The organism is Pseudoalteromonas sp. T1lg22 (assembly GCF_002964645.1).
GTDB lineage: Bacteria > Pseudomonadota > Gammaproteobacteria > Enterobacterales > Alteromonadaceae > Pseudoalteromonas.
On sequence record NZ_PQBY01000003.1, the window covers coordinates 1 to 17326 of the forward strand.

Annotated in this window: 17 protein-coding genes and 1 pseudogene; 4 read left to right on the plus strand and 14 right to left on the minus strand. The window is 50.5% G+C overall.

Translation table 11 applies throughout. The annotated features are described in order from the left end of the window. Positions 1 to 488: 488 nt before the first annotated feature. Positions 489 to 947: an RNA recognition motif domain-containing protein gene (locus tag C2M24_RS02030; RefSeq protein ID WP_105213152.1), complete on the plus strand. Its 459-nt coding sequence runs from the start codon at positions 489 to 491 to the stop codon at positions 945 to 947. 49 nt (positions 948 to 996) lie between these two features. On the opposite strand, the pseudogene C2M24_RS02035 reads toward C2M24_RS02030, so the two are convergent. The 5 genes and pseudogenes from C2M24_RS02035 to C2M24_RS02055 all read right to left on the minus strand — a co-directional run bounded on the left by C2M24_RS02035 (position 997) and on the right by C2M24_RS02055 (position 7069). Then, positions 997 to 1738 (minus strand): annotated as a pseudogene (locus C2M24_RS02035) (phosphoadenylyl-sulfate reductase). Between the two features lie 21 nt (positions 1739 to 1759). Then, positions 1760 to 3475, minus strand: coding sequence for an assimilatory sulfite reductase (NADPH) hemoprotein subunit (gene cysI, locus C2M24_RS02040; RefSeq protein ID WP_105213153.1), 1716 nt, complete (start codon positions 3473 to 3475; stop codon positions 1760 to 1762). A 33-nt stretch (positions 3476 to 3508) separates the two neighbouring features. Beyond that, positions 3509 to 5305, minus strand: a complete 1797-nt coding sequence (locus tag C2M24_RS02045) for an assimilatory sulfite reductase (NADPH) flavoprotein subunit (RefSeq protein WP_105213154.1) — start codon at positions 5303 to 5305, stop codon at positions 3509 to 3511. 300 nt (positions 5306 to 5605) lie between these two features. Continuing rightward, positions 5606 to 5986: a hypothetical protein gene (locus tag C2M24_RS02050; RefSeq protein WP_105200395.1), complete on the minus strand. Its 381-nt coding sequence runs from the start codon at positions 5984 to 5986 to the stop codon at positions 5606 to 5608. Positions 5987 to 6184: 198 nt separating this feature from the next. Then, positions 6185 to 7069, minus strand: a complete 885-nt coding sequence (locus C2M24_RS02055) for a LysR family transcriptional regulator (protein WP_105200396.1) — start codon at positions 7067 to 7069, stop codon at positions 6185 to 6187. A 127-nt stretch (positions 7070 to 7196) separates the two neighbouring features. Between C2M24_RS02055 and C2M24_RS02060 the strand changes: the two genes are divergently transcribed. Beyond that, positions 7197 to 7766 carry an NADPH-dependent FMN reductase gene (locus C2M24_RS02060; protein ID WP_105200397.1) on the plus strand — a complete coding sequence of 190 codons (570 nt, stop codon included), beginning with the start codon at positions 7197 to 7199 and terminating at the stop codon, positions 7764 to 7766. Here the strand turns inward: C2M24_RS02060 and C2M24_RS02065 are convergent. The 3 genes from C2M24_RS02065 to C2M24_RS02075 are packed head-to-tail and all read right to left on the minus strand — an operon-like array spanning position 7755 to position 9340. Beyond that, positions 7755 to 8252: a YgjV family protein gene (locus C2M24_RS02065; RefSeq protein WP_105213155.1), complete on the minus strand. Its 498-nt coding sequence runs from the start codon at positions 8250 to 8252 to the stop codon at positions 7755 to 7757. The two genes, C2M24_RS02060 and C2M24_RS02065, sit on opposite strands and share 12 nt — an antisense overlap. Before the next feature lie 55 nt (positions 8253 to 8307). Continuing rightward, positions 8308 to 8871 (minus strand): Crp/Fnr family transcriptional regulator, encoded by a 564-nt coding sequence (locus C2M24_RS02070; RefSeq protein ID WP_105213156.1) that lies wholly within the window; start codon positions 8869 to 8871, stop codon positions 8308 to 8310. Positions 8872 to 8881: 10 nt separating this feature from the next. Continuing rightward, complete coding sequence (locus tag C2M24_RS02075; protein ID WP_105213157.1) at positions 8882 to 9340, minus strand: tellurite resistance TerB family protein; 459 nt, start codon at positions 9338 to 9340, stop codon at positions 8882 to 8884. Positions 9341 to 9408: 68 nt separating this feature from the next. On the opposite strand from C2M24_RS02075, the gene C2M24_RS02080 reads away from it, so the two are divergent. Continuing rightward, positions 9409 to 9753, plus strand: coding sequence for a hypothetical protein (locus tag C2M24_RS02080; protein ID WP_442792498.1), 345 nt, complete (start codon positions 9409 to 9411; stop codon positions 9751 to 9753). Here C2M24_RS02080 and C2M24_RS02085 read toward each other — a convergent pair. The 6 genes from C2M24_RS02085 to fabR form a co-directional block, all read right to left on the minus strand. Beyond that, positions 9750 to 10346: a hypothetical protein gene (locus tag C2M24_RS02085; RefSeq protein ID WP_105200402.1), complete on the minus strand. Its 597-nt coding sequence runs from the start codon at positions 10344 to 10346 to the stop codon at positions 9750 to 9752. The genes C2M24_RS02080 and C2M24_RS02085 overlap by 4 nt on opposite strands. A gap of 70 nt (positions 10347 to 10416) precedes the next feature. Continuing rightward, positions 10417 to 11016, minus strand: coding sequence for a 3-isopropylmalate dehydratase small subunit (gene leuD / locus C2M24_RS02090; RefSeq protein WP_105213158.1), 600 nt, complete (start codon positions 11014 to 11016; stop codon positions 10417 to 10419). Next, positions 11013 to 12416: a 3-isopropylmalate dehydratase large subunit gene (leuC, locus tag C2M24_RS02095; RefSeq protein WP_105213159.1), complete on the minus strand. Its 1404-nt coding sequence runs from the start codon at positions 12414 to 12416 to the stop codon at positions 11013 to 11015. The genes leuD and leuC overlap by 4 nt, the downstream gene beginning before the upstream one ends. A 21-nt stretch (positions 12417 to 12437) precedes the next feature. Further along, positions 12438 to 13514 carry a 3-isopropylmalate dehydrogenase gene (leuB, locus tag C2M24_RS02100; RefSeq protein ID WP_105213160.1) on the minus strand — a complete coding sequence of 359 codons (1077 nt, stop codon included), beginning with the start codon at positions 13512 to 13514 and terminating at the stop codon, positions 12438 to 12440. Next, on the minus strand, positions 13511 to 15058 hold the full coding sequence (gene leuA / locus C2M24_RS02105) for a 2-isopropylmalate synthase (RefSeq protein ID WP_105200406.1): 1548 nt from the start codon (positions 15056 to 15058) through the stop codon (positions 13511 to 13513). The genes leuB and leuA overlap by 4 nt, the downstream gene beginning before the upstream one ends. Positions 15059 to 15464: 406 nt before the next feature. Further along, positions 15465 to 16079, minus strand: coding sequence for an HTH-type transcriptional repressor FabR (fabR, locus tag C2M24_RS02110; RefSeq protein WP_105200407.1), 615 nt, complete (start codon positions 16077 to 16079; stop codon positions 15465 to 15467). 99 nt (positions 16080 to 16178) lie between these two features. On the opposite strand from fabR, the gene C2M24_RS02115 reads away from it, so the two are divergent. After that, a complete protein-coding gene (locus C2M24_RS02115) occupies positions 16179 to 17309 on the plus strand; it encodes an acyl-CoA desaturase (protein WP_105213161.1) in 1131 nt (376 codons plus the stop codon). Positions 17310 to 17326: the final 17 nt, after the last annotated feature.

Consider the following 17326-nt stretch of genomic DNA (forward strand, 5'->3'; position numbering starts at 1 on the left):
TCATCTAGCGAACTAGAATCTGCTGTTAGAACTCAATCTGTACGAGTGCCCACACAGATGATTGCTTCATATTTTTAAAGAACGTTGCGATGACTCTTCATCGCGTCAGGGCTGCGTATATTAAGCCTTCCTGACTTAAAGTCAACTAGAAAATTTAATTTTCTTTTTCTCAAAGAGAAGTAACTTTTCCGTCTAACTTTCCCGACCACTTTGCTCATTGCTTTTCAGCGTTGTGCTCCGTGTCGGTGGATGCGCATTATAGGGAGATCGAAATTCAGATCAACACTTTTTTTAAAGATCTTTTCCGTTCGCTCAAAATGTAAGCAAAGAGGGCTGTTTTACTACTTAAACGACCAGATATTAGTCAATTTTGTGGAATATAAATGAAGATCCTTCCTTTAAATGTTGCTATGTGAACTAATCTGGTTAAGATAAGGCTTTTCGTTTTGTTAAATTAATGTTTACTCCATGTATATTGGTAGATCACAATGACATCAGCTAATCTAAAAACAATTATAATCACCGTTTGTAGCGCAGTTTTAGGCTACGTTCTTCTCGCTTTCGTTTTATCTACATCCTCTTTATCTGCACCATTGGCATTTGCTTTGGGTGCGGCGCTCACAGGGATCCTGTTGTTGGTGCTTAACGGCAAAAGCAACAGCGCGGCTGCAGAGGAAGCCGCAACGGATACAAAAACGCTTTATGTAGGTAATCTTCCCTACCGTGCCAATGAACATATGGTTAAAGAACTATTTGAACAACACGGCATGGTGTTTAGTGTGCGCTTATTAAAAGATAAGCATACGGGCAAACGCCGTGGCTTTGGTTTTGTCGAGGTTGCATTAAAAGACGCCGACCTAATGATCAACCAGCTTAATGATAAGGAATATCAGGAAAGAACGCTTAAGGTCAGAGAAGCGAAGCAAAAACAAGATAACGACGAATAAAAAAGAGGGCTAAGCCCTCTTTTTTATTACTTACCTGTACTCAGGTCAGTTAGATACCATCACCATCTATATGCAAACCACACTCTCGGCTTAAACCGAAGAAGCGCGTTTCTTCCTCTGTCATCCCCGGCTCAAGCTTGCGCGTGGTGTGAACATCCCCCATAGACACGTAACCCTGCTCCCACAGTGGATGATAAGGCAAGTCATGCTTGCTCAGATATTGGTAGACGTCGCGGTTATCCCATTCAATGATGGGATACACCTTAACGGTTCCCCGACTGATTTCGACAATGTTCTTGTCTTGACGGGTACTTGATTGCTGACGTCGCAGACCACTGAACCAGGTTCCCGCCTTCAAGTTCCTGCAGAGCCTGAGTCATAGGCTCTACCTTATTAAGCTGGTTATAGAGCTTAATACCCCCTTCACCCTGCTCCCATAACTTGCCGTATTTGGCTTCTTGCCAGGCTGGGCTTAGCTGTGATTTATAGACCTTTAAGTTCAGCTGTAAGCGCTGCGTTAACTGGTCAATAAATTGATAAGTTTCAGGGAACAGATAACCGGTGTCGGTCAGGACCACGGGAACGTCCTGCTTTACATTGGTCACCAAATGCAACATCACCGCTGCTTGTATGCCAAAGCTGGAGGACAAAATATGCGTACCCGGCAAATTTTCCATCGCCCATTGCACCCTTTGCTCGGGGGTTTTATCGGCTAAGATGGTATTGATATCCACCAACAGAGCCTGCTGCTCGGCTTTATCAAGCGTTAATATCTGACTAAATGCGCTCATTATCTCGTCCTCACAGTACGCTTAAGCGTAAAAGTCTGTTTTTGATACCTTGACCTCGGCCACGATCCCTTGGCGGATCACAAAATCACCGAAACCTTCCGCATCATTGCGCTCACTGGCCCAGCGACCAATCAGTTCATCAAGGGCATTGAGGTAAACATCTTCACCCACATTCTCCAAATAGAGTTTAGGTATACGTGTACCTTCGCGGTTGCCGCCTAAGTAAAGGTTGTATTTACCCGGACCTTTACCTACCAGGCCAGCTTCGGCCAGCATGGCACGACCACAACCATTAGGGCAGCCAACCACACGTAAGATAATGTGATCGTCAGCAACACCATGCTTAGCCAAGAGCGCTTCCGTCTTTTCAATCAGATCCGGCAAGTAACGCTCCGCTTCCGCCATGGCCAATGGACAGGTAGGCAAGGCCACACAGGCCATTGACGCCTTACGCTGCTCAGTATGGGTATCGTCGATAAGGCCATGTTCACGAGCAAGCTGTTCAATCACCGCCTTTTGCTCCGCAGGAACACCGGCAATGATCAGGTTCTGGTTAGCTGTCATGCGGAAATCACCTTGGTGGATCTCGGCAATTTTGCGACAACCAGTTTTTAAGGCCTTATCAGGGAAATCTAGAATACGGCCGTTTTGGATAAACACGGTGAGGTGATGTTTACCATCTATACCTTCAACCCAACCGAAGCGATCGCCACGGTGAGTGAATTCATAAGGACGACTTTCTTCAAACTTCACACCGGCACGTTTTTCAACTTCTGCCTTAAAGGCATCGCTGCCGAAGGTATCTAGTGTGTATTTAGTCTTGGCATTTTTACGGTTCACTCGGTTACCCCAATCACGCTGCACAGATACAACGTGCTCGGCGATGGCCAGGGTGTGCTCAAGCGGCACATAACCAAAGTCATCCGCCTTACGCGGGTAAGTATTTACATCACCATGAGTCATGGCCAGGCCACCACCAACCAAGACGTTAAAACCAACCAACTTGCCGTTTTCAGCAATGGCCACAAAGTTCAAGTCGTTGGCATGCACATCCACTTCGTTGTTCGGTGGAATGGTCACGGTCGTTTTGAACTTACGTGGCAAATAGGTTGAACCTAAGATTGGCTCTTCGGTGGTTTCCGACTTTTCACCATTTAACCAGATCTCTGCATAGGCTCGGGTTTTTGGTAGCAAATGCTCAGAGATCTTCGCCGCCCACTCATAGGCTTCCTGATGTAGTTCCGACTCCACCGGGTTAGTGGTGCACAGTACGTTACGGTTTACATCACCGGCGGTAGCTATCGAGTCAATGCCAACGCTGTTAAGCATCTGGTGCATGTCTTTAATATTCGGCTTTAAAACACCGTGAAACTGGAATGTTTGACGGGTCGTTAGTCGAATCGAACCGTACATGGTCTTTTCTTCGGCAAATTTGTCGATGGCTAACCATTGCTCCGGCTTGATGATGCCGCCGGGCATACGGGCACGCAGCATCACGTTGTGCAAAGGCTCAAGCTTTTGTTTCGCTCGCTCGGGACGAATATCGCGGTCGTCCTGCTGGTACATGCCGTGGAAACGGATCAGCTGGAAGTTATCGGCGGTAAAGCCACCGGTGATCTGATCCTTAAGATCCGCTTCTATGGTGCCGCGTAAAAAGTTACTTTCGGTTTTTAAACGCTCGTTGTCAGCAAGTTTGGCCTGTGGATCATGCTTGCTATTTGGCTTGTAATCGCTCATTTCAATTCCTACATTCGGGGCGCTGACGGGCGCTTAATAAACATCTTTTTGGTAACGGTTAGCGCTGCGTAGCTCTTTCAAATATTGCTCGGCGCTGTCATCATCTTTGCCACCCTGGGCTTTGATCACATCAACTAAGGCCTGGTGTACGTCTTTGGCCATGCGTGAGGCGTCACCACAGATATACACATGAGCGCCCTGCTCTAACCAGGCAAACAGCTGCTCGCCCTGTTCACGGATACGGTCTTGTACATATACTTTCTGCGCCTGATCACGGCTCCAAGCCACATCAACCTGAGTCAGCAGGCCCGACTTCAAGTAGCCTTGAATTTCAGTTTGATACAAGAAATCCTGAGTAAAGTGCGGGTTGCCGAAAAACAGCCAGTTATTACCTTGCGCATCACGGGCTTCACGCTCTTGTAAGAAGGCGCGGAAAGGTGCAATACCCGTCCCCGGACCTATCATGATCACTGGCGTATTATCGTCAGCAGGCAAACGGAAATTATCATTGTGCTCGGTAAATACCTTAATGGTCGCGCCTTCTTCGGCAAATCGACCCAGATAACCAGAGCAACCACCCAGGTGCTGCTCGCCAAAACCGTCGAACTCAACCACGGCAAGAGTAAGGTGCACTTCGTCTTCCACTTCCGCCTGGCTTGAGGCGATAGAGTAAAGACGCGGCTGCACTTTGCGCAGGCTGTCTACTAGCTCTTGAGCGCTCACCTTGGCTGGGTTTTGGAAAATAACATCATAGGTTTGACGCGCTTCTATGTACTCGCGCATCGCCGCCTTATCTGCAACCAGTGCCAATAATTCGGCGTTCTCGGTCACAGCCGCGTATTTTTCCACGAAGCCAGGGTAAGACTGCGTTAGCTCTAGGCGCTCGATTAATGCATCACGTAAACTTAAAGCTTCATCGCCCAAGGTTACCTGAGTCTCGCCATCTAGCTCTAAAGTCGCTAAAACCTTATCGACCTTGGTTTCATCGTTAAGGAAATACACGCCCAATGAATCTCCAGGTTGATACTGGATATCAGAACCCTCTAAAGAGATCTCGATATGGCGCACATCTTTTGTTGAGTCGCGACCTGTGATCTTCTGTACCGTCAGCAATTCGGCGGTAAATGGATTTTGCTTGTTGTACTGGCTCGCCGCACCCGCGGTCATCGGCATGCTTACTACATTGTTATTCGTTTGTTGGGCTTTAAGGTCGGGCTCGAAAGCATCCAGGGCACCATTGATCCAAGCGTCACTGTGATCTTCATAATCCACGTCCAGGTCGGCACGTTGCAGGATCACTTCGGCTCCGAGCTTAACTAAACGCTCTTCAAAATCTTTTGCGGTTTGGCAGAAGAACTCATAGCTGGAGTCACCCAAACCCAACACGGCAATTTTTACACCTTCTAATTTTGGTGCTTTTTTCGTGGCTAAAAACTCATACAGGGCTTCGGCATCTTCAGGCGGCTCACCCTCACCATAGGTAGATACCACTATGCTGATAAACTGCTCTTTCTTCAGTGCCGTCGGCTTATAATCGGCCATGCTCACTAGGTTTACTGCCAGGCCGCGTGCTTGTGCCTGCGCTTGCAATTGCGTAGCCACACCCTTGGCATTACCGGTTTGCGAGCCGTATAGGATGGTCAGAGTTGCGGCTTCGCCGGCATTGGTCGCCACGCCACCAGCTAAAGCGGCACTGTTTGCATTGCCAGCCAGATAACCACTTACCCAGGCCTGCTGAATTGGATTTAATTCGGCCACCAAACCTTGAAGTTTTTGCACCTGCTCAGGTGTAAGCGGACTTGCCGCCGCGTTCAGCTGGTTTAACAACATCTTTTTTCCTCTAACCCAAAACTACATCGCCCTTGTGCCATGCAGTGTAAAATGTGTGTTTGCCCGGCAACAAAAAAGGTCAATACCAGGCTATGGTGAGCCTGAAGCATACCTAGGTGCGAAGGCAGGAAAAAAGAATAGAATCTGCTTTGTTATTCCAATTGGTTATTAATTTCGTTTTTTTCCAACAAAAACAGTTTAAATGAATGTGTTAGATGGATGGGGAGCCCCCAATAATGGGAAGCTGATTAAATGTGGGAGTGCACACAGAGCAACAAAAAAGCGCCTTTTGGCGCTCTGTTAGTCTTCTACGGCGTAGATGGTGACTTCTATACCGGCGCCGATGGCGGAGATACGCAGTAAGGTATCGGCGCTGATCGCTTCATTAAAACATTTTGGTGAATGCCCTGAGCTAAAGCCTAAGTCGAAGGTACGGCGCGAGCAGGTCAGCCATTGTTTTAACGCGGCCTTAGAACAAGACTCGATCAGTTCACACAATTCATTAATGGCCTTATCCGGGCTGATGGCATCGCTGTTGGCCTCAAAACGAGCCAACTGGCGGGTATCATCCTTGTCATAATGCAGCACCACGGCGCGCTTATCCAAGTCGGCAACCAGGGCACTAATGTCCTGTTGCGATTCCAGTTCAAGATCAACGTTAAGAAATTGAATGTCTGCCATCTAGTGTTTTGCTCCCGTTTACGCCACAGGCCGGTTAAGTTTAAATCTGCGCCATTGTGTCATATTGACCATTAATAACAAGGGCGTACACCGGAGTTCTCCAACCCTTGGCAATAACAATAGTGAATAAACGCCTTTTTAAACATAGTTGAACTGTTTATAAATGGGCGCCCTTTATATGCCTGCCCTACCCTTGCGTTAGGAGCGAAAGTGCTGCTTGAGCAATTGCGCAAAGGCTTGAACCTTGGCACTGCGGTGCATTTGGTGGTGCGTTACCAACCAGATATCGTGCTGCCAATTCAGTTCCTTGGGCAACACGGGGCGCAGCTGAGGGTATAGGCGAGCCACCTCTTTTTGCATGCCGCCAATCCCCAGACCATTGACCACGGCGCGGTTGGCGTCGGATGTTTCCGACACCCGCAGGGTGATTTGCGACGCGTTAATATGCTCATCAACCCAAGCAAAGTAAGGAACCCGGCTATTAAAACCGGCCACCCCGGAAATAAAATGATGCTGCTGCAACTCACTTAACGACTTGGGCTCCCCCATGCGTGCCAAGTAACGCTCGTGGGCAAAAAGCCCTGAATCTCGGATACACAGGTGCTGAGCAATATAGTCACCTTCGTCGGGACGCGGACCTGCGCGCACGGCTATATGCGCCTGACCATGATCCAGACGTAAGCGCTTTTGATCTAAGAGGATCTCTAGCTGCACTTGCGGATGACGCTGTTGAAAAATTTCGCACACGGGCGCCAGAAGATCGATAAAACCACTGACCGTGGTCAACAACAATGAACCGCTTAATGTGGTGTCGGCGGCCATGATGCTGCTGTGCAGAGATTCAAGCTGCTCGTTAATCTGCTCGGCACTGGCAAACAGCTGGGCGCCGGTTTCTGTCACCGTATAGCCTCGGGCATGACGATGAAACAAACGGGTATTCAAGCTTTGCTCGAGATGGTTAATGCGCCTTAACACAGTGCTGTGATGCACACCTAGCGCCTGAGCTGCCGAAGTCAGGGTGCCGCGGCGGGCAACCTCAAAGGCCACCTTAATATCCTGCCAATCGCTAAACTCACTCGCCATGGCTTCGTCCTTATGTGTTTATATGCACATAAGCTTTGCGTTTTTCACGCTTTTTTGCAAGGCGATTTTCTTTTAAAGTAACCTCCAAGCACTCAGCAACCATTGCCACCGCATAAGGATCACCAATATGACTAACGCAAAAATCATCGCCCTGGCGGGCAGCCTACGTAGCAACAGTTTTAACCACGCAGTTATCGCCCATGCCGCCGAGCTGGCAAGGCAGCAAGGCGCGGAAGTTGAAGTTCTATCCCTGGCCGAACTTGATCTACCTATGTTTAATGAAGACATTGAAGCCCAAGGCACACCCGCAAGCGTCAATATCCTCAAAGACAAGCTGCGCTCTGCAGATGCCATCTTGTTGGCCAACCCAGAGTACAACGGCTCTATCACCGCGGTGTTAAAAAATGCCATCGACTGGGCATCACGCACCGAGCCAGGCGCCATGCCGGCATTTCGCAATAAGGTGGTAGCCTTATTTGCCGCCTCACCCGGTGGTCTGGGTGGTCTGCGTGGCCTTAACCATGTTCGCGATATTCTCAGCGGCATCGGCGCCCTGGTACTAGGCGATCAGCTTGCCATAGGTGGCGTACATACCCTGGTTGATGAACAAGGTCAGATCAATGACGCCGCCACCAGCGAGAAAATCAATGCACTAACGGCGCAACTGGTCTATGTCACCGAGAAACTAAAGGGTTAAGCTACGGCGAAACCGATACAGGCCAATAAGATTGCTGGTAAGGAACAGGGCCTCCATCACCATGGCGACCGGCGAGCCAGCAATCACTGCAAAGGCCAACCAAAAGCAGGTGCCGAACAACATGCTGACACGCATACGCACCTGCTCCCCCTGAAAAGCCGCATAGGTTTGCAAACAACTGCCGGCCACCGCCAGTAACGACCACCAGGAATCCATTACCAAGACGCCTAACACTAAGGCACTGAGGATAAAAAAGTACACTAGTTGCCGCCGCTGATAGCGGATGCTGATGGCATACCGTACCGAGGCCAGCGCCATTAAGGCCGCCCCTGCCGGTTGTTGTAATAAGACATAATGAATGGACGTCAATGCCGTCGAGGCGACCAAACAGGCCAGCACATAATGACGGCGATAGAGTTGAAACGACATTAAATCAAGCGCCACGGCAATGGCCGCAAGCACTTGGGAAATAAGATAATAGGTCATGCTTCCTCCGCACGCCGATAATGAACGGACGACGGCAAAAGCGCCTTAACCTTTGTTAATTGATCCCTAATCGAGCACGAATACGTGACAGGCTGACCGCGCTGATCCCCAGATACTTAGCCACCTGATGTAAACTCAGCTGTGCCAACCAGTGGCGGCGATGTTGATAGAGATATTGATAGCGCTGCTGCGGTGTTTGCAGCAAGAGAAACGCTTCTTTGGCTTCCTTATACAGCACCTGCTGTTTTAACAGTGCCAGCACCAGGGCTTGCCATTCAGGCCGAGAGAGGGCATCAATAGGCACGCGCAATACCTGGCTCGGTTTAAGCACCTCAATATTGTATTGGGCAGCACCTTGATTGATCCAAGCGCTATATAAGAACACCAACTCCCCAGCAAAATAGAACTCTTTATAATGTTCGCAGCCCGCTTCATCCAGATGGGTCGCCACCAGCACGCCGGAAACAATAAAGTAAGCATATTCTTGCATCTCTCCCTGGCTAAGCAGGCGTTGTCCCGGCGCCATGTCTAGGTAGGACTTATCCGCTGTCGCCTCTATCTGCGCTTGCAGCTGACGATTGAGCTCAGGGTTGACCTCCCCCAGTCCTTCATAAGCCATGTCGGCTCCTTTAACTTGCCGACTGGCCAGCCGACTGGGCCGCTAATTTGGCTTTAATAAAGTCGTTGTGGGTAACATAGAGCAAGTCGGCAACGCGACGCACCACGTGCTCCTCGTGTTTATCCAGCTCGCCATCCGCATAGGCCAGTTGCCACAGCAGTTGCACTATTTCCACCCTTTGCTCGGCACTGGTGTTGTCATTGATCTGTTTAGAAAAGCGGAAGTAATCTATGGCGTCGTCCAAGTCCCGGGTGGCGGCCTTGATCAGGGTATTCACCTGCTCCATATCTAGGGCAAAGTACTTTTGCAATAAAGCCTGCAAGCTTGCTTGCTCTTGCGCCTGTAGCTCGCTGTCGGCGCGCATCACCTCAACCAATAGGGCGGCCACCGAGATTTTAAAATCCGGTAATCGCGGCTGCTCGGGTGTTGCCGCCAGGGACGTAAAAAACTGCTTAATATGCTCTAACATGGCAGGGCCCTCGCTAAGTGTTACACTCACTGTAATGGATACGCAGTACAGAGACAACAGGGGCGATTATGACTCTACATACACCTTTACTGGCAAGCATGTTGATATTGCTGGCAGCCAGTAGCTACGCGCAAACGCCCGAGGGCAAACGCGAGAAGCTTTATGACTTCGACGAAAAGGTACATTACTACCAAACCAAGCTGGCCGATAAGCGCTATCGCCTGGAAGTAGTGGCCGATGATTACGAGCACTTTCAACGCCAGAGTGTGTTTCTGTTGCGTCACGCACGCAAGTTGTGCCGCAGCGCAGCGTTTAACATACAAGTATTTGAAGGGGTGCAGGAATATGATCGCTTCCCCACTACCCCACGCGCCTATGAACCCAATCTATTGACCGAAGTCAGCTGCGATTAGTCCGTATAACCCCAAGGCGCGGCTGGCGCTGCAATGGGCTTGGTCAGGTCAAAGTCAACGCGGAACTCACGTCCTTCGCGCACTAAGCGATAAGTGAACTTTTCAGGGTAGATATACATTTGCCAGGTATTGCCGATAGACTGGGGAATACCCTGAGCAACAAACAACTCTTTGGAATACTGATCCGCAGGGAAAGACTGCACATTGGCATAGCCGGCATCCAAAGTATGACCGCCATACATGGTTGAGGCATCGTCGGTGCCGTCTTCATGGCGGTGATCATGCTTCAGACTTAAACCACTACCGGTTTTAGTGATAATCCAGGTACGTGACGCATCCTCGCCCACATGAAACGGAATTTGCAATTCGCTATCGCTACAACGGCGCACATGCATCACCAGCTTAGCCTCGCTAAAGCTGCTTGGACCGGCGTTATCAACACTCACTTCGCCTTGGTAGGCCTTACCACAATGCGCCTTGAGATTGTTAAAGAAAGCATCGTGGCTGGGAATAGACACTAAAGGCGCAGGGCGTGCAGCGGCTATTGTACTCAGACTTAATACTGCCGCACTCATGGCAAAAGCTAATTTCATGATGTTCATCCATTACAAAAATAAAGCGCCATAGTAGCGCTTTAATTATAGGTATTGCGAGTTTTTGAGATTATTGCCAAGGACGCTCTGCCTGCAACTGCTGCTCAAAGGCTTCAATTTGCGGATTAAACTGCTCGGTGACCCCGATAAAGTCCAGGCCGCTTAGCAGACGCTCCTTAATATCGGCGCGCACCTCAAAGGCAATGGGCGCAAAGGCCGCGCTCAGCAATTGCTGGTTTTGCAAATCAACCTCGATATGCAAAGGCGTGTCGCCCTGCGCCAGGGCAAATAAGGCATCGAGTTGCTCGCCCGACAAGGTAATAGCCAGCATCTGGTTATTGGCGCAATTATTAAAGAAGATATCGGCAAAGCTTTCGGCAATAATCACACTGAAGCCATATTGCTTTAACGCCCAGGGCGCGTGCTCACGGGATGAGCCACAACCAAAGTTATCGCGACTAAGCAGCACGCTGGCGCCCTGATATTGCGGGTAATTAAGCACAAAGCTTGGATCCGGCTCTCCACTTTCCAGGTAACGCCAGTCGTAAAACAAGGCCTTATCAAAACCATCGCGACTGGTGGAGGTTAGAAACTGTTTTGGAATTATCTGATCTGTATCGACATTATTCTTGTCCAAAGGGGCGACTAACCCAGTGTGAAAATAGCTCATGAGTTGGCTCCTTGAATATCGACGAAGTGGCCGGCAATGGCGGCAGCAGCGGCCATAGCTGGGCTGACCAAATGAGTGCGACCACCGCGCCCCTGACGGCCTTCAAAATTACGGTTAGAGGTGGAGGCGCAGCGCTTACCCGGCGCTAAACGATCATCATTCATGGCTAGACACATGGAGCAACCCGGCTCTCGCCACTCAAAGCCAGCGGCCTTAAAGATTTCCGCCAGGCCTTCTTCTTCCGCTTGTTTTTTCACTAATCCTGAGCCTGGTACAATCAAGGCTTCAATGCCAGGAGCTACCTGCTTACCGGCAACAATTTCGGCGGCAGCGCGCAAATCTTCAATGCGGCTATTGGTACAGGAGCCTATAAAGACGGTATCAACACTGACCTCGCTCAACTTTTGCCCCGGCTTAAGATCCATGTATTTCAAGGCGCTGCGGATGGCATCGGCCTTGATTAAATCCGTCTCTTGCTGCGGATCGGGAATAGGCTCATTCACACCTATGACCTGCTCCGGGCTGGTGCCCCAGGTGATTTGCGGCTGTATCTGGGCAGCATCAATTTCGATAACCTTATCAAATACCGCATCGGCGTCACTGCGCAAGGTCTGCCAGTAGGCAATGGCGGCGGCAAAGTCTTCACCGCGCGGTGCAAAAGGACGACCCTCAAGGTAGGCATAGGTTTTTTCATCCGGGGCGATTAAGCCGGCCTTGGCGCCCATTTCTATACTCATATTGCACAGCGTCATGCGCGCTTCCATCGACAGTGCTTCAATGCCGGTGCCGCAGAATTCGGCGACATAGCCTGTACCACCGGCGGTGCCTAATTGACCTATCACTGCCAAGATTAAGTCTTTTGCCGTCACCGTCGGACGCAAAACGCCATTAACTTGAATCTTCAGCGACTTGGCTTTTTTCTGCTGCAAAGTTTGAGTCGCCAGCACATGCTCGACCTCGGAAGTTCCTATGCCGTGCGCCAAGGCACCAAAGGCACCATGGGTTGAGGTATGGCTGTCGCCACAGACTATGGTGGTGCCGGGCAAGGTGATGCCCTGCTCAGGCCCCATGACATGGACTATGCCTTGGTTAATGGAATCAAGATCGTACAAGACGATGCCGAAGTCTTTGCAGTTTTGCGCCAGGGCCTGCAACTGATTACGCGACACCTCGCTGGCGGCAGCCAATGAACGGCTCTTGGTAGAAACGTTATGATCCATGGTGGCAAAGGTTTTTTGCGGGCAACGCACCGGGCGGTTTTTCTCGCGCAGACCAGCAAAGGCCTGGGGCGAGGTCACCTCATGCACCAGGTGACGGTCGATATAAAGTAAATCTGTTTGTTCGTTTAAATGGGCAACACAATGCGCCTGCCAAATTTTGTCGTATAGGGTCTGGGCCACTTGCTGGTTCCTCATTCTCGGTTAAATACGCTCAACAATGGCCTTGGCCACATCTTTGGTGCTATAGCCCGCGTGCGGGAAGATATCCGGGGTGCCGACACCGGCGGCCACCGCTTCGGCCACCGCTTTTTCAATGCGCCGCGCCGCCTCGTCCTGGCCCAGGGAGTAACGCAGCATTAACGCCGCACTTAAAATCTGCGCTATGGGGTTGGCAATACCCTGACCGGCAATGTCCGGGGCCGAGCCCCCCGCCGGTTCATACAGACCAAAGCCAGATTGATTCAGACTTGCCGAAGGCAGCAATCCCATGGAGCCAGTGATCATCGCGCATTCGTCGGAAAGGATATCGCCGAACAGGTTATCGCACAGCAACACATCAAATTGGCTGGGCTGTTTAACCAACTGCATGGCGGCGTTATCTATATAGATGTGGTCTAAAGTGACATCCGGGTAGTCGCGACTCACCTCATTGACTACCTCACGCCATAGCACGCTGGTTGCCAACACATTGGCCTTATCCACCGAAGTCACATGATTTCGACGCAGGCGCGCGGCATCAAAGGCAAAACGGGCGATGCGCTCGATTTCTTCACGGGAATAAGTCTGGGTATCAAACGCCGCTTCCTGAGCCCCCGTGCCACTGCGACCCTTTTCACCAAAATAAATACCGCCGGTCAGCTCGCGCACACATAAAATATCGAAACCGCTGGCGCTGATGTCCTGGCGTAGCGGCGACGAGTGACTTAACGCCGGTAATAGTTGTGCCGGACGCAGGTTACAGAACAAGCCAAAGTGTTTGCGCAGCGGCAACAAGGAGGCTCGCTCCGGCTGTTGCTCCGGCGGCAGGCCTTCCCATTTAGGGCCGCCAACGGCACCAAACAAAATAGCGTCGGCACGTTCGCAGGCTGTTAGCGTGTGCGCCGGCAAGGCTTCACCAAATTCATCTATGGCACAACCGCCAACCGCATGATGCGCCAGGGTTAGGGAAAACCCGAATACCTCACTGGTGGCCGCCAAAACCTGCTCGGCCGCCGCCATGACTTCCGGACCTATGCCGTCACCCGCTAATACGGCGATACTATAACTTTGTTGACTCATCCTGCTTTCCTTTGTTGCTTTAAGCTCGAAACCTGTTGGGCTCGATAAATAATGTTGTACACACGCACCATGGCATGCACCGAGGCTTCGACAATATCTGCCGCCAGGCCTGCGCCGTGATAGGTACGCCCTTGATATTTAGCAATAATATCTACCTGACCCAAGGAGCTGGCGCCCTGACCTGTGGCGTCCAGGTTGTATTCGATTACATCCACATCCATGCCGGTTAAGCGCGCTAAGGCAGCAAACGAGGCCTCGACCGGACCGTTGCCCGTGGCCGCTTCTTGCTTCTGCTCGCCGGCCACACTAAGGCCGATAGTCGCAGTAGCCACGGATTGGGAGTTTGAAGTGGCATTGACATACTGCAATTGGTAATGCTCATCCTTGTCGCGGATTTGATTAAAGTAGATCATCGCTTCCAGGTCGTAGTCATAAACCGTGCCTTTTTGGTCGGCCAGCTCCAAGAAGCTGGTATACAAGCTGTCCATATCATAGTCGTCGCTATGATAGCCAAGCTCGCTTAGGCGGTGCTCTATCACATGGCGACCTGAGCGTGAGGTCATATTTAACTGGTTGCTGGGCACGCCGACGCTTTCCGGTGACATGATTTCATAGGTATTTTGCGCTTTTAGGACGCCATCCTGGTGAATACCCGAGCTATGGGCAAAGGCGTTTTCACCGACAATGGCCTTGTTTGGCTGCACCGGCATATTGCAGATTTTCGCCACCTGACGTGACGCCCGGTAAATCTCCTCGCTGCGAATATCCGTATGCACCTTAAGGTGGTCCTGACGCATCTTCATGATCATCGCCACCTCTTCCAAGGAGCAATTACCGGCGCGCTCCCCTATGCCGTTAACTGTACATTCGATTTGGCGCGCCCCCGCTTGCACCGCAGCAATGGAGTTGGCCACCGCCAAACCCAAATCATTGTGGCAGTGCACACTTAAGCGCGCCTTATCTATGTTCGGCACATGGTTCATTAAATGATGGATCATCGCCGCATACTCATCCGGGGTGACGTAGCCCACGGTATCCGGCAGGTTGATGGTATTGGCACCAGCGGCTATGGCCTGCTCGACGATGCGGCATAGGTGATCATGAGGCGTGCGCCCGGCATCTTCGCAGGAAAATTCCACATCATCGGTGTAGTTACGGGCTTGCTTAATGGCCTTCACCGCCATAGCGGTAGCATCATCCAAAGACATCCGTAACTTATGCTCTAAATGCAGTGGACTGGTGGCGATAAAGGTATGGATACGCCCCTGCTGCGCCGTTTTTAAGGCCTCGCCGCAAGCTTCAATGTCTTTAGCTACCGCTCGTGCCAAACCACAGATAATCGGCCCCTTTACTTCGCTGGCGATGCGCTGCACGGCACGAAAATCGGCGGGACTGGAAACAGGAAAGCCCACCTCCATCACATCAACATTAAGGCGACTGATAGCATGAGCGAGCTGCAGCTTGTCATCTTCGGTCAAACTTGCCTTTAGTGCCTGCTCACCATCGCGTAAGGTGGTGTCAAAGATCCAAACCTTGTCTTGCATATTCTGTCCTCATCCTCAGTGCCCAATGCCAAAAATTAACCCGTTAGAAATAAAAAACCCCGCTCAGTGCGGGGTCTTATTCAAAGTCTGTGTCACACACAGCCAACGCGCTACGCCCCGCAGTCTTGCTCTAGGAGCAGCAGGTTGAGTAAGCGAGTAATTGACTGAGTAGTGTGCATCATGGGTATTCGTTCGTTTGTAAGTTGGCTATTTTTTAACACTAACCAAGGGGCAGAAGCAAGCATAAAAAATCCAATAAAAAGGGATTTTAAGCTGGGTTTAAGGAAAATAATTCCAAGCAAAAACAAAAAGTGGAATATAAAAACCAAGATAAGAAGGAAAGGCACAGAGGCTAACTCTGCGCCTGGGGATCTCTGCGTATATTATTTTATTTTAATGGCTGGGTTTATTTGCTGTTTTTTTGCGCGTAATGATACCCGCCGAAGGAAATATATCTAAGCTGCCACTGCAAACGCTCTACCAGCTCCTCGCGGGCCTGACCTTCTAAATCCAGTGCTTCCGCTCCTGAGGTAAAAACGATTGTCACCATGGCCTCGGCCTGCATATAGGCATGATGGCTATCACACTGAGTTTCGCCTTCAAGATAATGAGCCAGCTCGAGAATAAAATGTTTAATCTCGCGGGCAACGGCGGAACGAAATGCTTTCGAGGTACCCGAGCGCTCCCGCAGCAGCAGTCGAAACTGGTTGGGCTGGTTGTCGATAAACTCCATAAAGGTGAGCACTGAGGTGGAGATCACACTGCCACCACTGGCAATACGACGACGCGCCTGGCGCATCAACTGGCGCAGGGTTAAACCGGCTTCATCAACCATGGTCAGACCCAGTTCGTTCATGTCTTTAAAATGGCGATAGAAGGACGTCGGGGCAATGCCTGCTTCACGGGCCACCTCACGCAAACTGAGGTTAGAAAAGCTATGCTCAGCACTCAATTGGTTAAAGGCCGCCGCAATCAATGCTTGACGGGTTTTCATTTTTTGCTGGGCACGAACTCCGGCCATGGTTGCTACCTAAGCTGATAAAAACTCAAGTCTAATACTTGACGCTAAGAGATTGAACCTCTATTTTAGCGTACACTTGTACGCTGAGATTCTTTACTAATGAAAAAACCCCCACTTTTATGGCTCAATGTGCTGTTTTTCAGCCTATCCTTTTTGGCCGCTATTACCCTTGTTCCCTGGTACGGTATAACCCAGGGTTACAGCGCTTCTCATTGGTGGGCCTTTGTTGCCTGTATGTTTTTTGCCGGTCTTTCAATCACCGCCGGCTACCACCGTTTATGGGCTCATAAAACCTATGAGGTGCACCCAGTCATTGAAGTTATCTTTGCCCTCGGCGGCGCCTTTGCTCTGCAAAACAGTGCCTTGCACTGGAGCAGTGACCACAGGGTACACCATGGTCAGGTCGACGATCCGGAGAATGATCCCTATGCCGCCACCCGAGGTTTTTGGTACAGCCATATTGGCTGGATGCTGCGCGATTACCAGGGTGAGGCCTACAGCAACTACAACAACGCCCGCGACCTGCAACGCAACAAGGTGGTCATGTGGCAACATAAGCATTATATGAAGTTAGTGATCTTGATGAATATCGGCCTGCCCCTGCTGCTCGGGGTTCTTTTTGGCGACATCATCGGCATGCTGTTACTGGCAGGCTTACTGCGTCTGGTGTTATCGCAGCACTTTACCTTCTTTATTAACTCGCTGGCCCATATCTGGGGTTCGCGTCCTTATACTCAAAAAAATACCGCCCGTGATAATGGCTTGCTGGCGCTGCTTACCTATGGCGAGGGTTATCATAACTTCCACCACATTTTTGCCAGCGACTACCGCAATGGCATTCGTTGGTGGCACTACGATCCAACCAAATGGATGATCCGCACCTTCGCCTATGTGGGGCTGGCGAAAAAACTTAAACGCACACCCATAGAACGCATCGAGCAGGCCAAGGCGCAAACCTTATTGACTAAAACCAAGGTCGAACTTGCCGCTAAGGAAGTCGCTCATGATAAACTGGCGCTATTGCAAAACGAGTACGAAGTATTGCTGAAAAAACTGCAGCATTTTTGTCAGGTACAGAAGCAGGTGCTTGAAGCAAAAAAGAATTCGATGCTGCAACAATGCGAAAAATCCGCTTTAATGAAGCAATATCATGAACTAGAAGATGCTTGGCAAACACAAAAGCAGGCCTGGTTGGCGTTAAATGCACGCTTACTAAAGGCGTATAGCTAAGAGCAGATTGCCGGGTT

Excerpts from the sequence above, each read along its gene's own strand:
- C2M24_RS02030 (WP_105213152.1), top strand. The coding sequence starts at position 489 with ATGACATCAGCTAATCTAAAAACAATTATAATCACCGTTTGTAGCGCA.
- cysI (WP_105213153.1), bottom strand. The coding sequence starts at position 3,475 with ATGAGCGATTACAAGCCAAATAGCAAGCATGATCCACAGGCCAAACTT.
- C2M24_RS02045 (WP_105213154.1), bottom strand. The coding sequence starts at position 5,305 with ATGTTGTTAAACCAGCTGAACGCGGCGGCAAGTCCGCTTACACCTGAG.
- C2M24_RS02050 (WP_105200395.1), bottom strand. The coding sequence starts at position 5,986 with ATGGCAGACATTCAATTTCTTAACGTTGATCTTGAACTGGAATCGCAA.
- C2M24_RS02055 (WP_105200396.1), bottom strand. The coding sequence starts at position 7,069 with ATGGCGAGTGAGTTTAGCGATTGGCAGGATATTAAGGTGGCCTTTGAG.
- C2M24_RS02060 (WP_105200397.1), top strand. The coding sequence starts at position 7,197 with ATGACTAACGCAAAAATCATCGCCCTGGCGGGCAGCCTACGTAGCAAC.
- C2M24_RS02065 (WP_105213155.1), bottom strand. The coding sequence starts at position 8,252 with ATGACCTATTATCTTATTTCCCAAGTGCTTGCGGCCATTGCCGTGGCG.
- C2M24_RS02070 (WP_105213156.1), bottom strand. The coding sequence starts at position 8,871 with ATGGCTTATGAAGGACTGGGGGAGGTCAACCCTGAGCTCAATCGTCAG.
- C2M24_RS02075 (WP_105213157.1), bottom strand. The coding sequence starts at position 9,340 with ATGTTAGAGCATATTAAGCAGTTTTTTACGTCCCTGGCGGCAACACCC.
- C2M24_RS02080 (WP_442792498.1), top strand. The coding sequence starts at position 9,409 with ATGACTCTACATACACCTTTACTGGCAAGCATGTTGATATTGCTGGCA.
- C2M24_RS02085 (WP_105200402.1), bottom strand. The coding sequence starts at position 10,346 with ATGAAATTAGCTTTTGCCATGAGTGCGGCAGTATTAAGTCTGAGTACA.
- leuD (WP_105213158.1), bottom strand. The coding sequence starts at position 11,016 with ATGAGCTATTTTCACACTGGGTTAGTCGCCCCTTTGGACAAGAATAAT.
- leuB (WP_105213160.1), bottom strand. The coding sequence starts at position 13,514 with ATGAGTCAACAAAGTTATAGTATCGCCGTATTAGCGGGTGACGGCATA.
- leuA (WP_105200406.1), bottom strand. The coding sequence starts at position 15,058 with ATGCAAGACAAGGTTTGGATCTTTGACACCACCTTACGCGATGGTGAG.
- fabR (WP_105200407.1), bottom strand. The coding sequence starts at position 16,079 with ATGGCCGGAGTTCGTGCCCAGCAAAAAATGAAAACCCGTCAAGCATTG.
- C2M24_RS02115 (WP_105213161.1), top strand. The coding sequence starts at position 16,179 with ATGAAAAAACCCCCACTTTTATGGCTCAATGTGCTGTTTTTCAGCCTA.